The organism is Defluviitalea raffinosedens, from assembly GCF_016908775.1.
Lineage (GTDB): Bacteria > Bacillota > Clostridia > Lachnospirales > Defluviitaleaceae > Defluviitalea > Defluviitalea raffinosedens.
This window is the reverse complement of the sequence record NZ_JAFBEP010000031.1, coordinates 1-20254: the sequence shown is the minus strand read 5'-3', so window position 1 is coordinate 20254 and position 20254 is coordinate 1. Positions and strand designations below refer to the sequence as shown.

Here is a 20254-nt window from a genome sequence, read left to right as displayed (position 1 = left end):
ATTTTATTGTAACAAAAGGAGGTCTTTTATGTCATACTTATCGCTAAAAGCTTTTCAGAACTACCTGCATAGCAGGTAGTATTCTTAAATACAATGAAAAAGCGTGCATCAATATAATGCACGCTTTTTACATTATAGTCTCCAAATATGCCAGAGATGATTATTAAGTCCCCTTGCAAAAACATCCAGTCTATTGCCTCCCCAGGATACTGCCGCTGGTTCTGAAGTAATCTCTCCACCAAGGGAACGCCACCCACTCCAAGTGATTCCATTCCAGGTTCTAAATAATAACTGATTGTTTGCTCCACGAGCAAAAACTTCTAATCGATTGGAGGCTGTGGATGCTGCTCCAGGTCCTGAAGTAATCACTCCTCCGCCCAGATCCTCCCATTCACTCCACCTCGATCCATCCCACCACTTATGCCATAATGCGTTGTTTTGGCCGCGGCCAAATACATCTAGCCGGTTGGGCTGCCAGGATGCTACCGCTGGAGCAGATGTCAATACACCGCCTAAGTCTTCCCATTCACTCCATCCAGTAGCAGGTTGTTCTCCTATATTTTCCAGCACAAAACGAATGATCGTCCTGATCATTTGATTGATTCGATTACTCGGTACACCATATCCGCGCAGAATAATAAAAACGATAACATTATCCCGTAAATAAGCATTAAATAATGCATTTGTCCTCTGGTCAAGATTCCCAGTATATTTATTTTCATTTTCCAGTACGTATGCCACAATGCTTCTGAAAATATTACTGGTAACGATTCTCGGAACTCCATAACTTTGAAGTTCTATATAGTAGTTTTCGAATTGTCGATTGACAAGTGCCATAATCCTATTGATATCCTGTGGCCTTTGACGCATCATAGCCTCTTCAAAACTGTCACTACTTGATTCGTATAAATTTTCATGATAACCTGTTGCCATAGTATTGTAAAACGGATAAGGGTTTTGCACTTTATAGTTTGGCATATGTGAATAAGGCCAGTTCCTATAATATGAATTCATTATTCAACAACTCCTTAAATTAAAGCTAATACATCATATGAAATTAATGTTATTTCTGTTAATATAATGAATTTTAAATATAGAACTAGCTTATCCACATATTTTTCTTTTCAATGATCCATGTTCCATTATCATAGTATGCAATACCCGTATATCCAACTGCTCCTGTTCCACTTCTCCACTTTTTTATTTCATATGTCAATGTATCTTTATTTTCATTAAAATTTGGATTGGTAATCGTAATCAAAATGCCCTCAGGAAAAGCTCGGTTTTCTTTATCTATTAAACCTTCATTCATCAATTCCTCAAAAGTACTTTCCATCACTTCCTTGCCATATTTCTGTTCCATGTTTACTAGAAGTATTTGCTTTTCCCAATCATTTAAATTTTTTATGTCTGTAGTATCCAGGGCAATAATAGATATATCTTGATTTAATCCCGGATCTTCTTGATATATTTCTTCAATAATCTTTAGGTAAGCCTCGATTATAGGGCTCATTGCATAAAGCTGAATTTTATCAGCAAATACTTGAGCAGGATAGGATTCCATGATTTCTCCATTATAAGTAATTTCTACAACATGCCCTACTGGAATTTCGTCTATACGAATTACTTGGTTATTTATACCCATAATGGACGCATTATTTGTACGGACTGCAATTTGATCCGATATCCTGGCTTCATTGCTATTTTCATTGGGAACAACTACAAAATTCTCTCCATTCTTAATTACAATTGCCTCAAAATGTGTTAACGATGATAACTTCTTTTTTGATTTTTCCCCGCATCCAGTCAATCCAATGCACATTAAAAGAATAACTGGTAAGCAAAACATTTTTTTAATAATACCCCTCATTCCCTTCTTTCATAAATCTTCTATTCAATACCCTTAGACGAAACAAATTTACTTCTGGTTGCTAACACAATAGTAATTTTACAGACTATAGAAAATACCAGTTACTCATTTTAAAAACTCTTAGGAAAATACCTAAGAGTTTTTATTGTAGATTATTAATTTATTTTTAAAAAACATTCGAATATAAAACTAGACTAATGCATGCTCTTTTATTTCAATCTTTTCAATAATTTTATCAATCTTTTCTTTAGCTTTTTCGATGGCAACTGTTCTCTCTTCTTCCGTATTCCCTGTGCCATCAACAAATAGTTTTTCAAACTTATTAATACCCATGAAATTCATTATGGTTTCAACATAATCTACACCTTTATTAAACATTGTACCTATAATCCACGGAATGTTTCCGCCGGAAGATTGTATATAAACTGCTGCCCTTGGACGGTCATTCAGAAGACCTTCAGGCTTTTCCCCTTTTTTAGGAAGTGAAATGGTTTTACCAACTTGTACAATACAGTCTATATACTCTTTTAATGGAGCAGGGAAGGATAAACTCCACATTGGAGATGCAATAACATATACATCTGATTCAATAAATTGGTTGCACAACTCTGTAATTCTTTGAACTTCTTTTTGCTCTTTAGCCGATAAATTTTTTGCAGTTTCTTCATTGATCATGCAATTTCTGCTTTCAAAATACTGATATTCTAATCTGGGAATATGTTCTTTATACAAATCCAATTCTTCCACTGTAAACTCTGGATATCTTTCAACAAATTTATTAACAAATGCTCTTCCAACAGTTCTGCTCACTGATAAGTTTTCTGGCTTTGAATTCACCGTAATATATAATAATTTTTTCAAAACATCAGCCCCTTTTTCAATAAGTATTTAACACTCATTAGTATGCTGATGTTTTTAAAATTTATATTGCGAAATTTACTGGAATATTTTAAACAACTCGTCAATATAAACCAATTAATTTCTCCTAAAACTTGGAGTTTTCTATCCCATTTTCTTCGTCATTCAAAGATACTGTTTCTTCAGTGGGATCAATGCAATTATAACTTGAGGAATGATTTCTGCATATCAATAAGCAAATTTTCTTTCTTCTTTTTTCAATAGAATAGTCTTTCCTTTGCATGATTTAAATTCAAAAAACCATTATGGGATATGTAATTTTTTTGAATCAAACACAATAAAAAACACTTCCTGTTAAGGAATATCGTCCTCAGGAAGTGCAATCATTTAAATATTAAATCATCTTATTTATTGAACTAAATGATCTAAGGTATCAAAGGTATATCCCATCTCCTTCCACTTTTGAATCAGTTCATCTAATATTTCAGAGTTGGTCTTTGAGGTACTATGAAGGAGAACAATTGCTCCTGGATGAATTCTTCCTAATAACTTATCAAATGCCTCTTCTTTCGTAGGTTGCTTGTCAGTATACCAATCCACATAGGCAAGACTCCAGAAGAAAGTTTTATATCCCAATTCTTTTGCCATTTTTAAATTATTGACGTTATACTTTCCTTGTGGAGGTCTATAATACTTTGTCATTTCCTTTCCTGTTACTTTTTCAAAGTCGATCTCCAAGTTTTCAAGTTCTTTACGAAAAGTCTCCATTGTATTCATTTTAGACATATTTGGATGCGTATATGTATGGTTACCTACAGTATGTCCTTCTTCAATCATTCGTTTAACCAAATCAGGGCTTGTTTTGATATAATTTCCCACTATAAAAAAAGTTGCTGTCACGTTATGCTTCTTCAGTGCATCCAGTATGGCAGGAGTATACCCATTTTCATAGCCGGCATCAAAAGTCAAATAGATCACCTTTTCTTTGCCATCCCCAATATAATAGGCATCATACTGTTTTAACTCTTCTGCTGTTGCATTGGCCTTAGGCGGCTGACCTGGCGATGAAAAGCTAAGCCCCCAGTTTTCTTCGACAGACCTACTCATCACTTCCTGCTTATGGTGATCCACCAGCATTGCAACCCTGCCACCCAAAACATATGCTGCCACACACAGAAGTATAGTAAATGCAATCTGTTTACATTTTTCCATTCTCATACTAAACACAAACCTCTCGAATAATGATCATTATAATATATTCGAGAGGCTTATTAATCATTACTTCGTTATAATGGAAATCAAAATATTATTCTAACTTATCTGGCCCTTCTTTCTATAGATTCATCTTGATTCCATTGTCCCGCAGCCATTCTTTTCTTGCTTTATAATCAGGAAGTATGGATTCTACAAAACTCCAAAATTGCTTTGAATGGTTTTTATGATGCATATGACTCATTTCGTGAACAACAATATAATCTAAACTCTCTAAAGTTGCCATAATGCATCGCCAGTTGAATAAAAGTCGATTGTCATAGGTACAGCTCCCCCATCTTTTCTTTTGCTCTTTAACTTTTATATCTTTCGGTTCTGTATTAAAAAACTTTTGATAATACCTTACCCTTTCTCCTATAACTTTCTGAGCCATAGTTCTGTACCACTGCTCCATGGTTTTTTGCATTATGTCTTTATTTTCTGTATTGGTTTTAATCCTCAATTGATCATTACATAACATTATTTCCGGTTTTTTAATATCTGAACTGTATTCAATTTTTAAAGGATAGTATTTTCCTAAATACATAAAGAGTTCATCTTCAATATATTCTCTTTTAACGGGGAAATAATCGATTTCTTTAAAATAATCTATCTTTTTTAAAATCCAATTCCCTTTTGCAGTTACGACATCTATAATTTGCTTTTGACTCATGCGCATGGGAACAGTTACTACCACCTGATCGGGTGGTGATACTACAATTTTTACTGTTTTTCTCTTTGCCCGTACCACATCAAAAGGTACATTTCTAGTTCCATATTTAAATTCTAATTTCATAACCTTCTCCTTTTTCGTATCATGGAACTATTTTACCATAGCTTCTGACCAAATCAAAATTTTAATAGGATTCTTCAGGAATGTTCCCAATGGTTTTCTCTAAATTATCATTTTCATTTTTTCCTGAATTGGCCACTGTAAAAATAGATATCAGCATTACAATACCTTCCGTAATAACAAATGACAACCATATACCTGTCATTCCCCAAATTCTGCTTAACATCAAAGCCATTGGGACAATAATAATGCATCCTCTTGCCATAGAAATAGCAAAAGCCTCCTTAGCATGCTCTGAAGCACTGAGATACATAGTCAGAATAATATTAATTCCTGCAAAGAAAAAACCAATAAAGTAAATAACCAGCCCTTCTCTTGCAATTTGGGCTATTGCCAGGTTCCCTTCACTATTAAAAATTCCAATAATAAAGTTTACATTGAAATACGTGCTTAAATACATAACGGAGGCTATGGCAAAAGAAGTAATTACAGCATATTTCAGCACTTTCTTTAGAACCATATAATCTTTCAATCCATATCCGTAACTAACAAGAGGCTGCATCCCTTGTGCAATTCCAACGAACACAGAAACCCCAACCAATGCGATATTGGCAACAATTCCATAGGAGGCAACCCCTAGATTCCCCTTAATACTTAAAATCACAAGATTAAAAGTTATAAGCACAACAGCAGATGAAACTTCTGTAATAAAAGCTGATAACCCTAAGCTCAAAAAATCACCGACCCCTGACCAGTTCATTTTATAAGGGATATATCTAAACTGAGCTTTACCCCTCCTAAAATGCAATAACAGTATACTGATACTGATGATCGGTGCCAGAGAGGTTGCAAAAGCTGCCCCAAACATTCCCATCCCTAGAGGAAACATAAATATATAATCCAATAATATATTTGAAAAACTACCCATTAACATCGCAAACATAGATAAATTAGGATTATGATCATTGCGTACAAAGGCAAGCATAATATTATTTGTGATGAAAAATGTCGCAAAGCATAATATTGTAGTTAAATAGTTCTTCGTCAGCGGCAAGGTAGTCCCATCTGCGCCTAATATAACTGCCAGAGTTTTTGAACCAACTATACCAATAAGGGCAAAGGATGCGCCTATTAAAAATCCTAATTTTATACAGGTTGTAAAAACTGCATTGGCCTTTTCATCTTCATTCTGAGATTTTAAGATACTGTATCTTGTGGCTCCCCCAAGTCCTATCATCAATCCTGTGCCATGAATCACGCTATAAATCGAAATAGAAAAATTCAATGCTGCAATCCCCGTTGCACCTAAGGCTTTTGCTACAAAAAAAGTGTCGGCCAGAATATAACACGAAAGTCCTAACATTCCGAGAATATTTAAACACACATATTTAGCAAAATCCTTTAGAACATAATTTCCCATATCCACTCTCCTTTCAAAATAAATAAGGTGTTCCAAAAACATTCCTTCCAAGACCTAACGGAATGCTTCAGAACACCTTAAATTCTTTACCCGGTGGCAAAGAACAGGCTCCTTAAACTGCAAAACTAATAAGCATATTAATATAGATTTAAAAATTTGTCAATACTGCGTCACTTTTTACTTTTTTCCATAGTATTATGTATTAAGTAATATTATGGAAGGAGAAGCTGCTGTGTTATCAAGACAAGAATTCATTAGAATTTCCATAGAAATGAATCTTTTTTTCCAAAGAATCATGAAGGAGCATTTATTTTTTATAGAAACCAATCTGCAACCTGCAAAACCTGCCTTTATTGCCAAAGCAGACATACTGAAACAAAATTTTGAACGTCTTCTGTCTGAAACAGTTCATTATGCCAAAGGAATCATCTCCGAACAGGTTACTCCATCAAACCAATTCGTTACTCCTTATACTTTAAGAGCTGAAGATCTCACTTCAAGATTAACAGGAGCACGAATCAACACCAATATTACCAGAAACGAATATACATTAATGGATCTGCCAAATCGTTATCATAATGAATGGCTAGAAAATGTAGTTTTTGATTTAAACAGAAGATCATATTATTTGCTTAAAGAAGTCATCACATTTAAAAAGCAACTTTTGACACTGGTTCTGGAATGCAAAATATTTACAAACCTATATCCTGAAATGTTAGAACATCTGATCCATGAAGCTGAGTACTACCTGGCAATTTTAAAAACTCTCCAAGAAAGAAAACTTCCAGTAAAAACTTTATGCGATGAGCTTAATTTCTGGAATCATATCATGGGAGAACATGCTCAATTTATTGATGGTATGTTAGATCCCACAGAAAAAAATCTCAAAAAAATCGCAGAAGCATCTGCTAAAGAATTTGAAAAACTTGTGGCAGAATGTATTCAAACTGCTGAAAAACAAATTCTTCATAAAAGTCTGCAAGCTACTCAAACCATCAGAGACTTTAAAAGAGAAGCCACAAATGAATTATTAAAATGTAAAATAAAATCCATCATTCCTCCTCTGTTGGCAGATCACGTACTGCGAGAAGCCAATCATTATTTAAGATTATTAGATATACTGAAACACTGATAATTTATCAATACTTAATAATTTTATTACAAAAAGAGCTGACTCCTTATTGACAGGAAGTCAGCTCTTCTCGTGGATTAAACTATAATCTTTCTCCTATCATTATTTAAAAATCAACGGAAAAGTAAATGTAACAAAAGCTGCCCAAATTCCGTAAATTGGCAAATATTTTGTAACGGCATCCTGAATAGCAGAATATCCGCTTTTACTTTTAAGAAATTTAATATAGGAAAGCATGATCCAGAACAAATTCCCCCAAATCAATATATTTATTCCCACAGTAGCCAGTCTGTTCGCTGTAATTCCATAAAAAGACAATCTGAATACCATGGCCAAAAATGCCACGCTGTCAATCATCAAAGAAAGAAAAATTAAAGTAAAATTGATATAATCAGAAATACTCTTCTTTCCCTTTGCATCATTCTCCGTAATAGAAAATATTGTAACAGCCAGTACAATAATAAGTATTTCGTTGAATAGTATCAGGAAATCCCGATCTAAGAATGGATTTTTCCCAACCCAAATAGCCACTATCAAGTATGCTATCAATGTAGTCAACATAAGAGGACTAAAAATTTTAGCTATATATGGTGCAAGAGTCTTTGTAAATTTGAGATTCCTGGATACCAGATAAGAAGCCACAATAGCGAGAGATGCAACGCCAAACAAAACAATATTTTCAAAATAAAATTCTTCAATATGCATACCAATTACTCCAAATAATTGCATAGTAAGGGCCGTCAGCAGCATTCCGCTAATTGCCATACTGGCATAAAGTATACAAAATTCTCCATTAAATTTAAGATAATTTAGTCTTGCACTGCCCATACTGTATTCATTTCCTGTAAACGCAAGTCCTAATAATACCCATAAGAAAACAGGAAGGTGTAAATATGCCAAGATCATACTGTCCTTCTGTTCAAAAGGAATGAGATTAAGATATACTCCAGACATAAGGAATAAAGCAGCGATAGTATAAACAATATTCTTTTTTGCACTATTATTGTATAAAAAATAAGCAGCCATAAAAGGTAGTATACCAAAGATAAGGTTAATGGGAGCTATTCCTTGCTGTTCGACAAAATACAAAAGTATCCTAGTGGTTATTCCAGACAAAATTGCTAAAATACCCATGAATACAAATGATTTATCTATAAGGGAAGCTCCCTCTGTCTTTTCTGTCTCTTTATAATTCAATCTTTCATACCAAACGGAAAGAATCTGTGAATTGGAATTTTGTTCCCAAACATGTAGAAATGACCTTTTAAAAATCTCTGGTTCTTTTCTAAACATTCTCTCTAACTCACGGGGATTATTCATATTGTCAATAATAAAATTGCTGATATCCATATATTATACGCCTCCTCATCATAATTAATTTATTCCTAAATCCAATACACTGTTTTTTATTCGATTTATTTTTCTAAAGCTCATCATCATTTTTATATTCCAGAATATCTCCAGGCTGACAATCTAAAGCCTTGCAAATCCCATCTAAAGTGGATAATCGAATTGCCTTTGCTTTTCCATTCTTTAATATTGAAAGGTTAGCCATGGTGATTCCCACCTTCTCGGAAAGTTCTGTTACACTCATCTTTCTTTTAGCCAACATAACGTCGATATTAATGATAATTGCCATTATTTTCACCTCAAATCGTTAAGTCATTTTCAGATTTTATATCAAAAGCATGTTTTAATAATTTTTCAAGAACAGCGGCAAACACTGAAATGACCACGGAAGCAAAAATAATAATGAGTCCAATTAATATAAGTCCTGGAGCATCGTCCGCATCTGCTATAAGATAAATAATTGGTAATTCCGCTACATACACCACGCTGATGGCAATAGCAGAGTATTTTATGTTTTTTAAAGCAAGAACCGATAATTCCGAGAATGCCTTACCCTGATCGATATAGCTTAAGAGTTTTAAAGCCTGATACAGAGCAAAGTAAAATATCCCTGCAGTTATATACATGCCGATTGAAAAGAAATATTTAATATAAGGAATTTCCGGAACAATTTTTGCCGCATATTCTGAAAACCTAGGCAACACAAATATGCATAAAGCAAGGACTGGAATTCCCATAAGGATAATCACAAATTTTAAAAAGAGTGTTTCTCGTTTCATAAAAGCACCTCACTTATTAATTATTGATTTGATTATATCATATTGTTTATCGTTTTACAATAAATTTTTATCATTCTTTAATAATTTCATTCTATATTTCGATATCCATGTCTATAAAACAAAAAACTCCTGGCAGTTCAAAACTACCAGGAGGGAAAATAATTAAAAAACCTTATTTTTGATGAATGAGCGCTTTGTAAGTCTCTAAATGCTTAACAGGCTCTAACTCATTATCATTTTTTATATACTCAACAAACTTAGGATATAACTTAACAGCCACAGTTAAATCTTTTATGACTTGCTCATATTTATTCACATGAATATACATACAAGCTCGATTATAATACAAAAAAGCCGATTGCCTATTAAAGTAAATACCTTTCGTAAGAACCTCTATGGCTTTCTCGTATTCATTTTTTTCTTTATAAAGAATCGCTAAATTTAAATAACTGTAAGGGTATTCCGGATTGGATTTAATACTTCGCTGATAATGTTGTTTAGCTTCTTCTGTTTTCCCCATCTTTTTGAGTATAACGCCTATATTAAATAAAGAAATATAATGATCCTCTTCGATGAGTAAACTTTCTTTCATATACTCCAATGCTTTTTCATTTTCTCCCAATTCTTCATAAATTGAGCCCAAATTTACGTATGCCCAAAAATCATCCTCCACTAATTCGATCACTTTCTCATAATATTTTATCGCTTCTTCCTTTCGTCCAAGCTGGTCATATACATCGGCTGCAAAAAAATATGCCCTGTCATACTCCGGGTCAAGTTCAATGGCTTTTTTATAGTATTTAAGAGCTTCTTCATACTGATTGCATTCATCATATAAAACGCCTAAACCATAATATGCCCTTGCTTCCTTTGGATCAAGCTCTAATATTTGCAAAAATTTTTCCTTCGCCAGTTCTTCTTCACCTAATTCTTCATATAATAACCCTATATCCAAAAGAAGATCTATATCTTTTTCAGCTTCTTTAAATTTTAATGCCTTTTTGTAAAATTCCAGAGCTTTTTCCAATTCCCCTATTTCTTCAAACTGGTTTCCCAAATTCTTATAATTATTAATTCTATAGTAATTATTGTTCATTTTTCATCCTCTCTTTTGTCCCTGATAACGCATAATATTCTATCACATCTTCTACAGCAATTCAAAATAATCTTAGGCAAAAAGAGGTTATATATAATGATCAGGATCTTGTTTTATTAACTCAGCATAAATCAATTAACTTTATTTTTATTAATGATTGCTGAAGAGGTTGCTGCAATTTCTTCTGCCTGAGAAGTAATTTCCTCGGTGCTTGATGCAATATTTTGGATTGCTTTATTGATTTCCTCCGTTCTAGTTAAGAGCGTTTCTGCCATGGCAATAATCTTTTCTAAATTTGGCAAAGTGGAAATATTATTGCTCTGCGCTGTTTCTGCAGATAATTTTGCTTGTTCTGCCAGTTTTCTTATTTCCTCTGCCACAACAGCAAAACCTCTTCCTTGTTCTCCTGCCCTGGCAGATTCTATAGAAGCATTTAATGCTAATAAATTCGTTTGCTCTGAAATCCTTACAATTACCTTGGTATTTTCAATGTATTTATTAATGTTTTTGTTAATTAAATCTACAATTTCTCTTAATTCATAAACTTGTTCTACCACTTCATTGGTTTCGTTACTTATTTTGTCTAAAACTCTTGCCGTCTCTTCACTCGCTTTAGTAACTTGTTCTAAAGCCCGAGAAATCGTTTCAATATCTTGTTTCAATTCCTCACTGGCTTTTTTTCTTTCTTCACTCAAATTATATACTTTGCTAAACATTTCCTCTATTTCTGTATTCTTTTTCAAAACTGCTTCTTTTTCAATCTCAACCATTTTTTTGTTATAATAAATACAATTTTTTTCATAATTATTGCCTTTTACAATTGCCTCAGCCATTTGAAAGCAAGATTCATATCCACATGCTGTACAATTTATGCTTTTATCTTCTTCAGTCGTTTTCATCAGTTTAATAAAGGCGCCTTCAATATCTTTTTCATTAACTACATCGGATTTTATGAGCTTATTGCTATAATGTCTTTCAAAGTCTGAAATTTTTAATTTTTTATCGAAAGTTTTAAATAAATCATAAGTCTTTTTTAGTCTTCCATTTTGGTCCCTGGTACTTTCTACTTTTTTATAATGGAGGACTAAATCTGCATCATCCACGGTTGGTTCTTTTGTTGTTCCCGTTCCAAAATTACACCCGTGTCTGCAGTTTAAAATATCTACAAGGGTAGGTAATTCTTTGGACTGTTTTACCCGTTTGACATATTCTCTTAAATACTTATAAGCTTCTTTTTGGCCTTCGATTTGGCGAATCCAGCCTTCACCTCTTAAATGAAATTCTACATTTTCTCTAAGTCCACCATGTTTAGGAAATATTGAACCCAAGGCCCCTTCTATACCATCGAATTCATAAGCAGGATAATACGAAAGGTTAACCTGATTTTCCCTTATATACTCCAGCAGTTTCTTAAAAGTAACATTATACTGTATTAAATTCTCTGTATTTGGATCTTGTATTTCATTCTTTTTGGCAATACAGGGAGAAATGAAAGCAAAGGCATCATTGATCTTTTTATATTTTCTCATATATATTGCCGTACACATCATCGGGCTATGTACAGGGGCTAGTTTTTCCAATAACTCTGGTTTATATTTTTCTATGTAATGAACCACTACAGGACAAGGTTGCGAAATCATTCCTGTCATCTTCTTCTCTTTGATACACTTAAGATAAGCCCAGGTTGTAATATCTGCTCCAAAAGAGGTATCATAGATCAGGTTAACACCTAAAGATTTCAAATATCCAAATAAATTTTTATACTCATTAATGAAATTGGTCCTTATAGCAGGTGCTACAATTAATGAAATCTTTTTACCACTTTTTAAGTCATAGAAAAATTTTTGAGTATCATCGTGATAATCCCGGGCATCATGCATGCATGCCTCCATACAATTCCAACAACCTATGCACTTTTCTCCATCAACTTGAATGGTATTTTTCCCATTGATTTCAGTTGCTTTATTGGCATCGGGAATAGGGCAAAAAGCAATGCATCGGTTACAGCCAATACAATGATCATTGGTAAATATCATCGCGTTCACACTCATACTTATTCCTCCTAAAAACATTTATTGCAAAAAAGTTATTGCTTTATATTAAAAAAGTCAGGGAAATATTAGACTACAGTATTTATCCTAAATATGTCGTTTATACATTACCGTTATTTTACTCTTAATCCTATAATTTGCCAAAACCAATAACTTTATTAAAGGATTACTAGCAAAATTTAATAATGTTAAAAAAAGACATTTGTTCTAGGACAAATGTCTTTTTCTAACATTATTGTTTTGCTCTATTCTGCTAATTCCAAAGCAATCTTCATCATATTAGTGAATGAATTTTGTCGTTCTTCAGAGGTAGTTTCTTCTTTAGTTGCTAAATTATCAGATACAGTAAGCAAGCAAGCTGCATTTTTTCCAAGCACCTTTGCATTATGGAAAAGTGCAAAAGACTCCATTTCTACAGCTACGCAGCCGTACTTTTCATAGATTTCTTTGTATTTATCAGGATTTTCTCTGTAAAAAACATCCGATGAATGAATTCTTTCTATATGTATGGGAATACCCAAATCATTTGCAGCTTTTATGAGTTTTTGATTTAACTCCGGTGTCCCTTCAATAATATTGCCTTCATATCCTCCCTGTACTTTGGCGTAAGTAGATTCGCTCCATGCATCTTTTACCAAAATAACATCATATAATTTAACATCAGAAGTATATCCTCCGCAGGACCCGATTCTAACGATATTTTCCACATCATAAAATTTATAGAGTTCATAGGAATAAATACCGATGCTTGGCATACCCATTCCACTGGCCATAACGGAAATTCTTCTTCCTTTATAATTTCCCGTATATCCTAAAACATTGCGAACACTGTTAAATTGCTTTACATCTGTTAAGAAGGTATCTGCAATAAACTTTGCACGCAGGGGATCTCCAGGCATTAACACGGTTTTGGCAATTTCATTCTTATTTCTTACTTCAATATGTGGTGTTGGTATCATCACATAGCCTCCTTCTGAAGTTTTTTGTCTGAGATATTTTTGATTCAAACTCAATATTCTATAAAATCTCATATATCACCTATAATAGTATATCAGATTTTACCTTATGTCGTATAGGTCTAGTTGCAAAAAATAAAAATATACACCAGAATCAGTCTTTAGAAAGAAGCTATGGTTTTAACGATTGTCTATTTTTTCAGGATACATATCATGATAGCATAGTCTTTTATATGCAATTTCTTCCCATTTTGTTCCCTGCTTTCCGTAATTGCAATACGGGTCGATGGATATCCCGCCCCTCGGAGTAAATTTACCCCAAACTTCTATATATTTAGGATCTAAAAGCTTTATTAAATCTTTCATAATTATATTTACGCAATCTTCATGAAAATCTCCATGATTCCTGAAACTGAACAAATATAACTTTAAAGATTTACTTTCAACTAAATACTGATCAGGTACATAAGAAATGTATATAGTGGCAAAATCTGGCTGACCTGTTTTGGGACAAAGACTTGTGAACTCAGGACAATTAAACTTAACGAAATAGTCATTATCTATATGTTTATTGGTAAATCTCTCTAGAACATCAAAATTATAATCAAAAGTATACATTGTGTTTTTATTACCCAGTAATGTAACGCCTTCTAATTCATGATCTTTTCTTCCACTCATCATAAAACCTCCTGTATTATTGCTTGTTATATTCTATAGCTTTATATTTCGCATCACTTTTACCAAAATAACACCTACAATGCCTGGAATAATTTGACCCGTAACAAGACTAATTGCCAACACTCTATAGGGCAGATGAAGCAAATAAGACAACCATATAGGAACAAGTAAACCAGGGCCTAAAATAATAGGAAGTGCAATAAACCAATCATTTAATTGCAATTTTTTAATAAAATATACAGCGGTGGATGTAATTAATCCTGCTGCAAACCCTCCAATCATATCCAAAGGGCCTAATCCTCCCATAATCGTGTTGCTGAGCAAATTGCTTAGTCCCAAAGGTAAAATTAAAAAAGGATAAATTGCACTAAGTCCATACAGAGCTGTTGCAATTCTGATTTGAAACTGACCAAAAGCAAATCCTTGAGTAAAGAACATAACGGTTACATACAATGCCATAACAATTCCTGAAATAGAAATCTTTTTTACTGCTGACACAGCAGCAGTTTTTTCGTCACTTACTTTCAGCTCCATAAACTTTTTCCTCCTATCAAATATTCTATGTAATAAAAAAATGGACATCCCTGTCCATTAAAATGACATTAAGTTTAATAGCATAAAAAAAGAGGCACAATGGCCCCATCTTTTATAAGCTATTAAACTTAATAGCCGATCCTAGTTTTGATTATAGACAGGATGGGTTTCGAACTGTCTTATTCAATTGCAAATCATTATAACACTTCAAAAAACATAATGCAATGACTATTTCACGATCTAATATTTAAAAAGCAGTTAGTTTAAGGAGATTAAGATTTTTTCTGTAAATTAAAAAATTTTCCAAATGCTGTATCATGCTTTAGAATATGCTTTTCAATCCAATCTGCAATAAAAATGATAATATCCATTGTTATTTTTTTCTGTTTGTCATCAATATCTTGCCTTAAGACATCATTTACTTTATCGATAAATTTTTGATGCTCCTGCTTATGGGTAAAATAAGGCAGGTAATTAGACGACAGCATTAATTCCTCCTCAGATTGAAAATGATACACAGTATAGTCAGCTAACTCATGTAAGCATTCTACGATCTCATCATAATGATCGTACAAATCTGCATCCCGAACAATATGATATAACTTGGAGCCAATTTCTAACAAGCGTTTATGCTGACTGTCAATGAGGTCTACATTGCAGCTAAATTCATCTTTCCAATCAAACATAAAATCACCTCTATTCCAAAAACCTTACTATTATTTTATTTTATCTTATTATATCTTAATCTTGATTTTATCTCAATAATTCCGATAGGAATTCTTTTAATAAAATATGTATTTCTTTCTCAATATAAAAAGAATAGCTCTTTCATGCTATTCTTCTACAAAAATAAATATTTTGATTGATTACCACCAATACTTTCTTCTGGGTTCCAGACTGGATAAAAGCATCATAATATTTTCTCTTTTCATCCTTAAGGATTGCGCCAAGATCACTTGACTCACCATCAATAGCATTTGGTTTTTAGTATACTCCATGATGGTTTGTGCCATATCTGCATCTCGTATACGACTTTCAGCTGCTGTAAGATTTTCTTCATAGGTGGATAAATAATTTATGGTATGTTCAAGACGATTCTGTATGGCACCAAGCTTTGACCTTTCTCTGGAAACTTGATTTATAGAATCGTCCAGGGCTTTCATTGCCTTTTCTGCCCCTTCCTGGGTAGAAATATCCAATGCATCAAGCCCTAAATCCGTCATATCTCCAATAGTAACGATTAAACTATCTCCTGCATTGGGGCCAATCTGAAGGTGAATACCTTTGTCTTTTTTGGATCCATCCAGAAGGGGCTGGCTATTAAATTCCGTGCTGCGAGCAAACTGATAAACGGCTTGTTTTAACTGCTGAAATTCCTCATTCAGATAAGCACGGTCCTGATCCGTATTGGTCCCATTGGCTGCTTGAACCGACAGTTCTCTCATTCTTTGAAGAATAGAATGTATCTCATTCATGGCACCTTCAGCTGTTTGTATAAGAGATATTCCGTCCATAGCATTCCTTTGTGCCATTCTTAATCCCCGAATTTGCGCCCTCATTCTCTCGGAAATAGCCAGTCCTGCCGGATCATCGGCAGCAGAATTAATCCTCTGGCCAGTAGCCAGACGTAACGCGAGTACATCCTGATTTCTTTGTAGACTCTTCATATGATTTATAATTTTAGACTCGGTTGCAAAACTAATAAACATGGTTTCACCCTATTTATCCAAAATTTACTTCTTATTATATATATCGTCTCATGATAAAAAATGCTTTAATATTAATCTTACAATCAATTTAAATATAAAAAACATCCTAAACGGATGCATAAATACTTTGTGATAGCTATTTTTTAAGATTAATTCATGTCTTTAATAACTCTATTTGCTAAGTTTATTTAAAATCCTTACTACAACTCTTAATAGATATCCTATTACAGAGCCAACTAAAATTAAATATATTATCGTTCCTAAAACATGATCCATTTAAAACTCCTCCTTAAAATTCGAGTTAACCTTATTTAAAAGTAAATAAGGTTAACTCTTTAATTGACCTTTTAAGGTCTAAATTCAGCACTTATTTCTGTATCAATTGTATATATAGATATTTTTCCTTTTACATCTACTGCATATTCAAATTGACCTACTGCAGTACATTTAGCCAAATAAGTCTTCATATAATTTACATATGCATCATATTCAGTATAATTTTGAAATGCCGTTCCCCCAGAAATATATGATGATACTTCATCTATACTAACAAATGCTCTTCCGTAAGGATCTGCTGCATCTACATATGTATATTTTACATATAAATTAAGATAGGTATTTAAAGAAGCTACTATTCTCTTTTGAAATCTTTTGGATGTAGTTACTTTATCTCCAACACCAGCTATTCCTATACTATTGTTTTGCCCATTTTTCTTTATTCCATTTTTGTCATCAACTAAGTCTTTATCTGTTAATTGAAAATTTGATATCTCTTTACTTAATGTTGCAAAAAATTCATCCGCTTCTTTTTGAGTATTAAATTTTAATACTTCCATACCTTTAGGTATTTCTTTTACATATCTAACAGAATACCCTTCTTTCTCTTTTGCAAAAACACTCATCGAACTACTTATCATAATTATCATTAAGACTAATGATATAACTTTTGATAAAGTTTTTTTCATCTACTTTAGATTTCCTTTCATTATATAATTATAGTGTACTTTGACAAGCTTGTCATTTACATTATAAAATTACTATATTGCAAATCAATATGTATTGATTATTAAAGCTTTATTTTTGCTTATTTTTTTCAAAAAGCAAATAGGCAAAAAACAAATCAAATAAGCAAAACAATTTGATTTATTATGAGATGATGAGATTTTATAATTAATGATGGCAACCTATATTAAATCACTTTTTTAAGCCTCCTATTAAAATTAATACATACCAGAAAAAGAGGCAGTACTTCAACCAGATATTAATTTATAATCCCCAAAATCAGGTATGCTGTATCTCAGCAATAACAGATTTCAATGAAATATCATAATAAAAAAATATGATGTCTCCTTTTTTTTCTAATATTTGCTTCAATTTATACAATCCTATTCCTTTACTCTTCTTTTCCTTAGTGGAATATCCCTTCTCAAAAAACTGATTTATTTGCTTAGAAGATATAAACTCATGGGGATTTATAATTCTAAAAAGATTTCTTTCTCCATGTTTACCTAATATAATTTCAATATTTTTTCGAGTTTCCTGCTTACTGACTGCTTCAATAGCATTATCAATTAATATTCCATACATTTCTACAAGTTCATAATTGGCATATTGAGAACAGAAATTAAAATTACTGATATGAAATTGCAAATTGATTTCTTGATCTTTAGCATAAACATACTTACTATAAAATAGAGCAATGATAATCTTATTATCTATCTTTATTAGATCTTTCCAAATATTTTCTCTCATGTAATTATCAATATATTCATTCAATATTTCTGCATTTTCTCCGCTCAATCCTTCATTAATTACTGCTAAAGTCTGAAGATGATTATGATAATCATGTTGCTTTTTTCTGAATTCTTCAACTATATCCTCAATAATAGGGAAATAAGTATCATACACTTTCAATTTTTCCTCATATGCATAGTTCAATAGACCATCTCGTAATAAAATCATATTGATAATGACTGCTAGAATAATGATTACAAACATGCTAGTTATTCCATCTATATCATGAGTTGGATCTATATTCCATAATATAGAAATGCTATAATACAAAATAGAAATAATCGTAATCATAATTCTAAAAAACTTTTTCTCAATAAGTATATATAAATCCGATAATGGTAAAACTTTAGATAACAATAAAACGAGGATCGTTCCTAACATTTGAACAATGAGCCCATCAAAAAACGTGCATTTAAAGTTGTTCACTGAAATTCTTAATACAATAATAACGAACAACTGAATAATGATACTAAACAGTAAAATGATAAAAAATATTATAGTGTTTGATGATAAACTTTTTTCTTTATTTTTCCATAAATACAAAATGAATGTTGTATATAATGCTAAAGTATTTAAAACATGCGAAATTTCATCACCATTTATAAGCATATTGCAAGCAGCAATAAGCACTGAAGCAAGTATAATATATAACATTTTATCAAAAACATTCGTATGAAGATGTTTCATGATTCCATGAAGTAGTAAAAGTGAAATAATGATCTCAAAAAGTGCTAATATAATGTTCTCATATATCTCCATCAAAGATTTCCCCTATCTTCTTTTTATAATTTGTACCAATTGGAATCCTCTCTTTTCTTTTTAGCAATGCAATCTCTTTCTGTCTTAAATCGATTTTTTCAATAAACTCTTTATTTACCACAAATGATTGATGGACTTGAATAAATCTTCTATCTAATTGAGTAATGAATTTTTTTATTGAAATATGCTTATAGATGATCTCTTCATACTGTGTTACAATTACAATCTTTCTATATCTATATTCGATATAGCAAATATTTGATAAACTTATTTTTTGCTTGATCCCCTTAAAGTCAAGAATCAAATATTTTTCTTGTTGATCATCAATACTCTCAAAGTAATCTATGAGTATGTTTCTCATAATCTGTTCTAAAACACTTTTTTTAAAAGGCTTTATCAAATAATCATATGCATGAATATCATGAAATGCTTCCATTTCTTTTGTGGGTAAAGCCGTAATGAATATCATGGGAGTAAATTTATACTTTTGAAAACATCTTAATTTTTTAGCTAATTTTATTCCATTATCGTCAACAAGCCGTATATCGATAAAGAACGCATCTATATCATTCTCTTTTGCTATTTTAAATGCTTCTTTTGCCGAAGCAGCAGTTTTAACTTTGATATTTTGATTGATTTCTAATGCAATCTTGGCAAAATATTCTCTTTGTTGCAGATTGTCTTCAACAATTAATATATTTCTCATTTTACCAATTTCTCCTAACTTCAACTTTGCTTTAATTTATATGACATGAACTTTATAAAAACGCCAGTTAATATTACAATTTTATCATAATATATATTTTTTTTCTAGTAAATTAAAAAAATTGAAGAATCCTTATACTTAAATTAATATTCTTTATATAATAATGAACATATCCAAAAAACAGTTGATCACTTTCCATAACAAAAAATGCATCCCCGACGGATGCATAAAATATATCATTCATTTTTTCATTGCCCTTTTAATTCATATGTTACTGCAAAAACCTGTGATTTTCCCAGGCGTTTAGCTTCTTTCATATCATATCTAAGATTGAATTTTTCTATATAGCTATCTGCTTTTTGGAATGACTCCCAAGTGTAATATTTTCTAGTTATAATTCTTGGAATCTGATATGTTGCGATGATACCGTATTGTCCCCCTTATTTTGGACAAAAACTCACTAATGCTTAATATATCTTAGAATTTCATATTAATTTTTCTTCACCCTAATTTGATTC

Annotated in this window: 20 protein-coding genes; 1 reads left to right on the top strand and 19 read right to left on the bottom strand. The window is 32.1% G+C overall.

The features are described from left to right. Window positions 1-132: 132 nt before the first annotated feature. From JOD07_RS14560 to JOD07_RS14535, 6 genes are all read right to left on the bottom strand, one after another. On the bottom strand, window positions 133-1014 hold the full coding sequence (locus JOD07_RS14560; protein ID WP_204614504.1) for a PLL family lectin: 882 nt from the start codon (window positions 1012-1014) through the stop codon (window positions 133-135). 85 nt (window positions 1015-1099) lie between these two features. Next, entirely contained in the window at window positions 1100-1849 is a 750-nt protein-coding gene (locus JOD07_RS14555; RefSeq protein ID WP_204614502.1) for a DUF3221 domain-containing protein, read from the bottom strand. A 210-nt stretch (window positions 1850-2059) separates the two neighbouring features. Then, window positions 2060-2731, bottom strand: a complete 672-nt coding sequence (locus JOD07_RS14550; RefSeq protein ID WP_158741683.1) for an FMN-dependent NADH-azoreductase — start codon at window positions 2729-2731, stop codon at window positions 2060-2062. 405 nt (window positions 2732-3136) lie between these two features. Beyond that, window positions 3137-3940: a delta-lactam-biosynthetic de-N-acetylase gene (gene pdaA, locus JOD07_RS14545; RefSeq protein WP_330636343.1), complete on the bottom strand. Its 804-nt coding sequence runs from the start codon at window positions 3938-3940 to the stop codon at window positions 3137-3139. Between the two features lie 121 nt (window positions 3941-4061). Next, entirely contained in the window at window positions 4062-4775 is a 714-nt protein-coding gene (locus JOD07_RS14540) for a M48 family metallopeptidase (protein WP_158741685.1), read from the bottom strand. A gap of 61 nt (window positions 4776-4836) precedes the next feature. Next, window positions 4837-6192 carry an MATE family efflux transporter gene (locus JOD07_RS14535; RefSeq protein ID WP_204614500.1) on the bottom strand — a complete coding sequence of 452 codons (1356 nt, stop codon included), beginning with the start codon at window positions 6190-6192 and terminating at the stop codon, window positions 4837-4839. Between the two features lie 232 nt (window positions 6193-6424). Between JOD07_RS14535 and JOD07_RS14530 the strand changes: the two genes are divergently transcribed. Beyond that, the gene (locus tag JOD07_RS14530; protein ID WP_158741687.1) at window positions 6425-7324 is read left to right on the top strand and encodes a DUF2935 domain-containing protein; all 900 of its coding nucleotides are present in this window, start codon (window positions 6425-6427) and stop codon (window positions 7322-7324) included. A 102-nt stretch (window positions 7325-7426) separates the two neighbouring features. Here JOD07_RS14530 and JOD07_RS14525 read toward each other — a convergent pair whose 3' ends face one another. The 13 genes from JOD07_RS14525 to JOD07_RS14465 all read right to left on the bottom strand — a co-directional run bounded on the left by JOD07_RS14525 (window position 7427) and on the right by JOD07_RS14465 (window position 19736). Further along, window positions 7427-8674: a DUF4153 domain-containing protein gene (locus JOD07_RS14525; protein WP_204614498.1), complete on the bottom strand. Its 1248-nt coding sequence runs from the start codon at window positions 8672-8674 to the stop codon at window positions 7427-7429. A 73-nt stretch (window positions 8675-8747) separates the two neighbouring features. After that, window positions 8748-8963, bottom strand: coding sequence for a helix-turn-helix domain-containing protein (locus JOD07_RS14520; protein ID WP_158741689.1), 216 nt, complete (start codon window positions 8961-8963; stop codon window positions 8748-8750). A 10-nt stretch (window positions 8964-8973) separates the two neighbouring features. Continuing rightward, window positions 8974-9453, bottom strand: coding sequence for a DUF2975 domain-containing protein (locus JOD07_RS14515; protein WP_158741690.1), 480 nt, complete (start codon window positions 9451-9453; stop codon window positions 8974-8976). A gap of 172 nt (window positions 9454-9625) precedes the next feature. Beyond that, window positions 9626-10549, bottom strand: coding sequence for a tetratricopeptide repeat protein (locus JOD07_RS14510; RefSeq protein ID WP_158741691.1), 924 nt, complete (start codon window positions 10547-10549; stop codon window positions 9626-9628). A gap of 131 nt (window positions 10550-10680) precedes the next feature. Next, on the bottom strand, window positions 10681-12600 hold the full coding sequence (locus JOD07_RS15730; RefSeq protein WP_204614496.1) for a [Fe-Fe] hydrogenase large subunit C-terminal domain-containing protein: 1920 nt from the start codon (window positions 12598-12600) through the stop codon (window positions 10681-10683). A 245-nt stretch (window positions 12601-12845) separates the two neighbouring features. Beyond that, the gene (gene deoD, locus JOD07_RS14500; protein WP_158741700.1) at window positions 12846-13556 is read right to left on the bottom strand and encodes a purine-nucleoside phosphorylase; all 711 of its coding nucleotides are present in this window, start codon (window positions 13554-13556) and stop codon (window positions 12846-12848) included. A gap of 180 nt (window positions 13557-13736) precedes the next feature. Continuing rightward, window positions 13737-14234, bottom strand: a complete 498-nt coding sequence (gene queF, locus JOD07_RS14495; protein ID WP_158741693.1) for a preQ(1) synthase — start codon at window positions 14232-14234, stop codon at window positions 13737-13739. 33 nt (window positions 14235-14267) lie between these two features. Continuing rightward, window positions 14268-14768: a QueT transporter family protein gene (locus JOD07_RS14490; RefSeq protein WP_158741694.1), complete on the bottom strand. Its 501-nt coding sequence runs from the start codon at window positions 14766-14768 to the stop codon at window positions 14268-14270. 272 nt (window positions 14769-15040) lie between these two features. Then, complete coding sequence (locus tag JOD07_RS14485; RefSeq protein WP_158741695.1) at window positions 15041-15454, bottom strand: bacteriohemerythrin; 414 nt, start codon at window positions 15452-15454, stop codon at window positions 15041-15043. A 180-nt stretch (window positions 15455-15634) separates the two neighbouring features. Beyond that, on the bottom strand, window positions 15635-16435 hold the full coding sequence (locus JOD07_RS14480; RefSeq protein WP_243429351.1) for a flagellin N-terminal helical domain-containing protein: 801 nt from the start codon (window positions 16433-16435) through the stop codon (window positions 15635-15637). A 389-nt stretch (window positions 16436-16824) separates the two neighbouring features. Beyond that, window positions 16825-17442: a hypothetical protein gene (locus JOD07_RS14475; RefSeq protein WP_204614488.1), complete on the bottom strand. Its 618-nt coding sequence runs from the start codon at window positions 17440-17442 to the stop codon at window positions 16825-16827. A gap of 316 nt (window positions 17443-17758) precedes the next feature. Further along, entirely contained in the window at window positions 17759-18958 is a 1200-nt protein-coding gene (locus tag JOD07_RS14470; RefSeq protein ID WP_158741698.1) for a sensor histidine kinase, read from the bottom strand. Between the two features lie 58 nt (window positions 18959-19016). Continuing rightward, window positions 19017-19736, bottom strand: coding sequence for a LytR/AlgR family response regulator transcription factor (locus JOD07_RS14465; RefSeq protein ID WP_158741334.1), 720 nt, complete (start codon window positions 19734-19736; stop codon window positions 19017-19019). Window positions 19737-20254: the final 518 nt, after the last annotated feature.

Excerpts from the sequence above, each read along its gene's own strand:
- JOD07_RS14560 (WP_204614504.1), bottom strand. The coding sequence starts at position 1,014 with ATGAATTCATATTATAGGAACTGGCCTTATTCACATATGCCAAACTAT.
- JOD07_RS14555 (WP_204614502.1), bottom strand. The coding sequence starts at position 1,849 with ATGTTTTGCTTACCAGTTATTCTTTTAATGTGCATTGGATTGACTGGA.
- pdaA (WP_330636343.1), bottom strand. The coding sequence starts at position 3,940 with ATGGAAAAATGTAAACAGATTGCATTTACTATACTTCTGTGTGTGGCA.
- JOD07_RS14540 (WP_158741685.1), bottom strand. The coding sequence starts at position 4,775 with ATGAAATTAGAATTTAAATATGGAACTAGAAATGTACCTTTTGATGTG.
- JOD07_RS14535 (WP_204614500.1), bottom strand. The coding sequence starts at position 6,192 with ATGGGAAATTATGTTCTAAAGGATTTTGCTAAATATGTGTGTTTAAAT.
- JOD07_RS14525 (WP_204614498.1), bottom strand. The coding sequence starts at position 8,674 with ATGGATATCAGCAATTTTATTATTGACAATATGAATAATCCCCGTGAG.
- JOD07_RS14520 (WP_158741689.1), bottom strand. The coding sequence starts at position 8,963 with ATGGCAATTATCATTAATATCGACGTTATGTTGGCTAAAAGAAAGATG.
- JOD07_RS14515 (WP_158741690.1), bottom strand. The coding sequence starts at position 9,453 with ATGAAACGAGAAACACTCTTTTTAAAATTTGTGATTATCCTTATGGGA.
- JOD07_RS14510 (WP_158741691.1), bottom strand. The coding sequence starts at position 10,549 with ATGAACAATAATTACTATAGAATTAATAATTATAAGAATTTGGGAAAC.
- JOD07_RS15730 (WP_204614496.1), bottom strand. The coding sequence starts at position 12,600 with ATGAGTGTGAACGCGATGATATTTACCAATGATCATTGTATTGGCTGT.
- queF (WP_158741693.1), bottom strand. The coding sequence starts at position 14,234 with ATGAGTGGAAGAAAAGATCATGAATTAGAAGGCGTTACATTACTGGGT.
- JOD07_RS14490 (WP_158741694.1), bottom strand. The coding sequence starts at position 14,768 with ATGGAGCTGAAAGTAAGTGACGAAAAAACTGCTGCTGTGTCAGCAGTA.
- JOD07_RS14485 (WP_158741695.1), bottom strand. The coding sequence starts at position 15,454 with ATGTTTGATTGGAAAGATGAATTTAGCTGCAATGTAGACCTCATTGAC.
- JOD07_RS14480 (WP_243429351.1), bottom strand. The coding sequence starts at position 16,435 with ATGAAGAGTCTACAAAGAAATCAGGATGTACTCGCGTTACGTCTGGCT.
- JOD07_RS14475 (WP_204614488.1), bottom strand. The coding sequence starts at position 17,442 with ATGAAAAAAACTTTATCAAAAGTTATATCATTAGTCTTAATGATAATT.
- JOD07_RS14470 (WP_158741698.1), bottom strand. The coding sequence starts at position 18,958 with ATGAAACATCTTCATACGAATGTTTTTGATAAAATGTTATATATTATA.
- JOD07_RS14465 (WP_158741334.1), bottom strand. The coding sequence starts at position 19,736 with ATGAGAAATATATTAATTGTTGAAGACAATCTGCAACAAAGAGAATAT.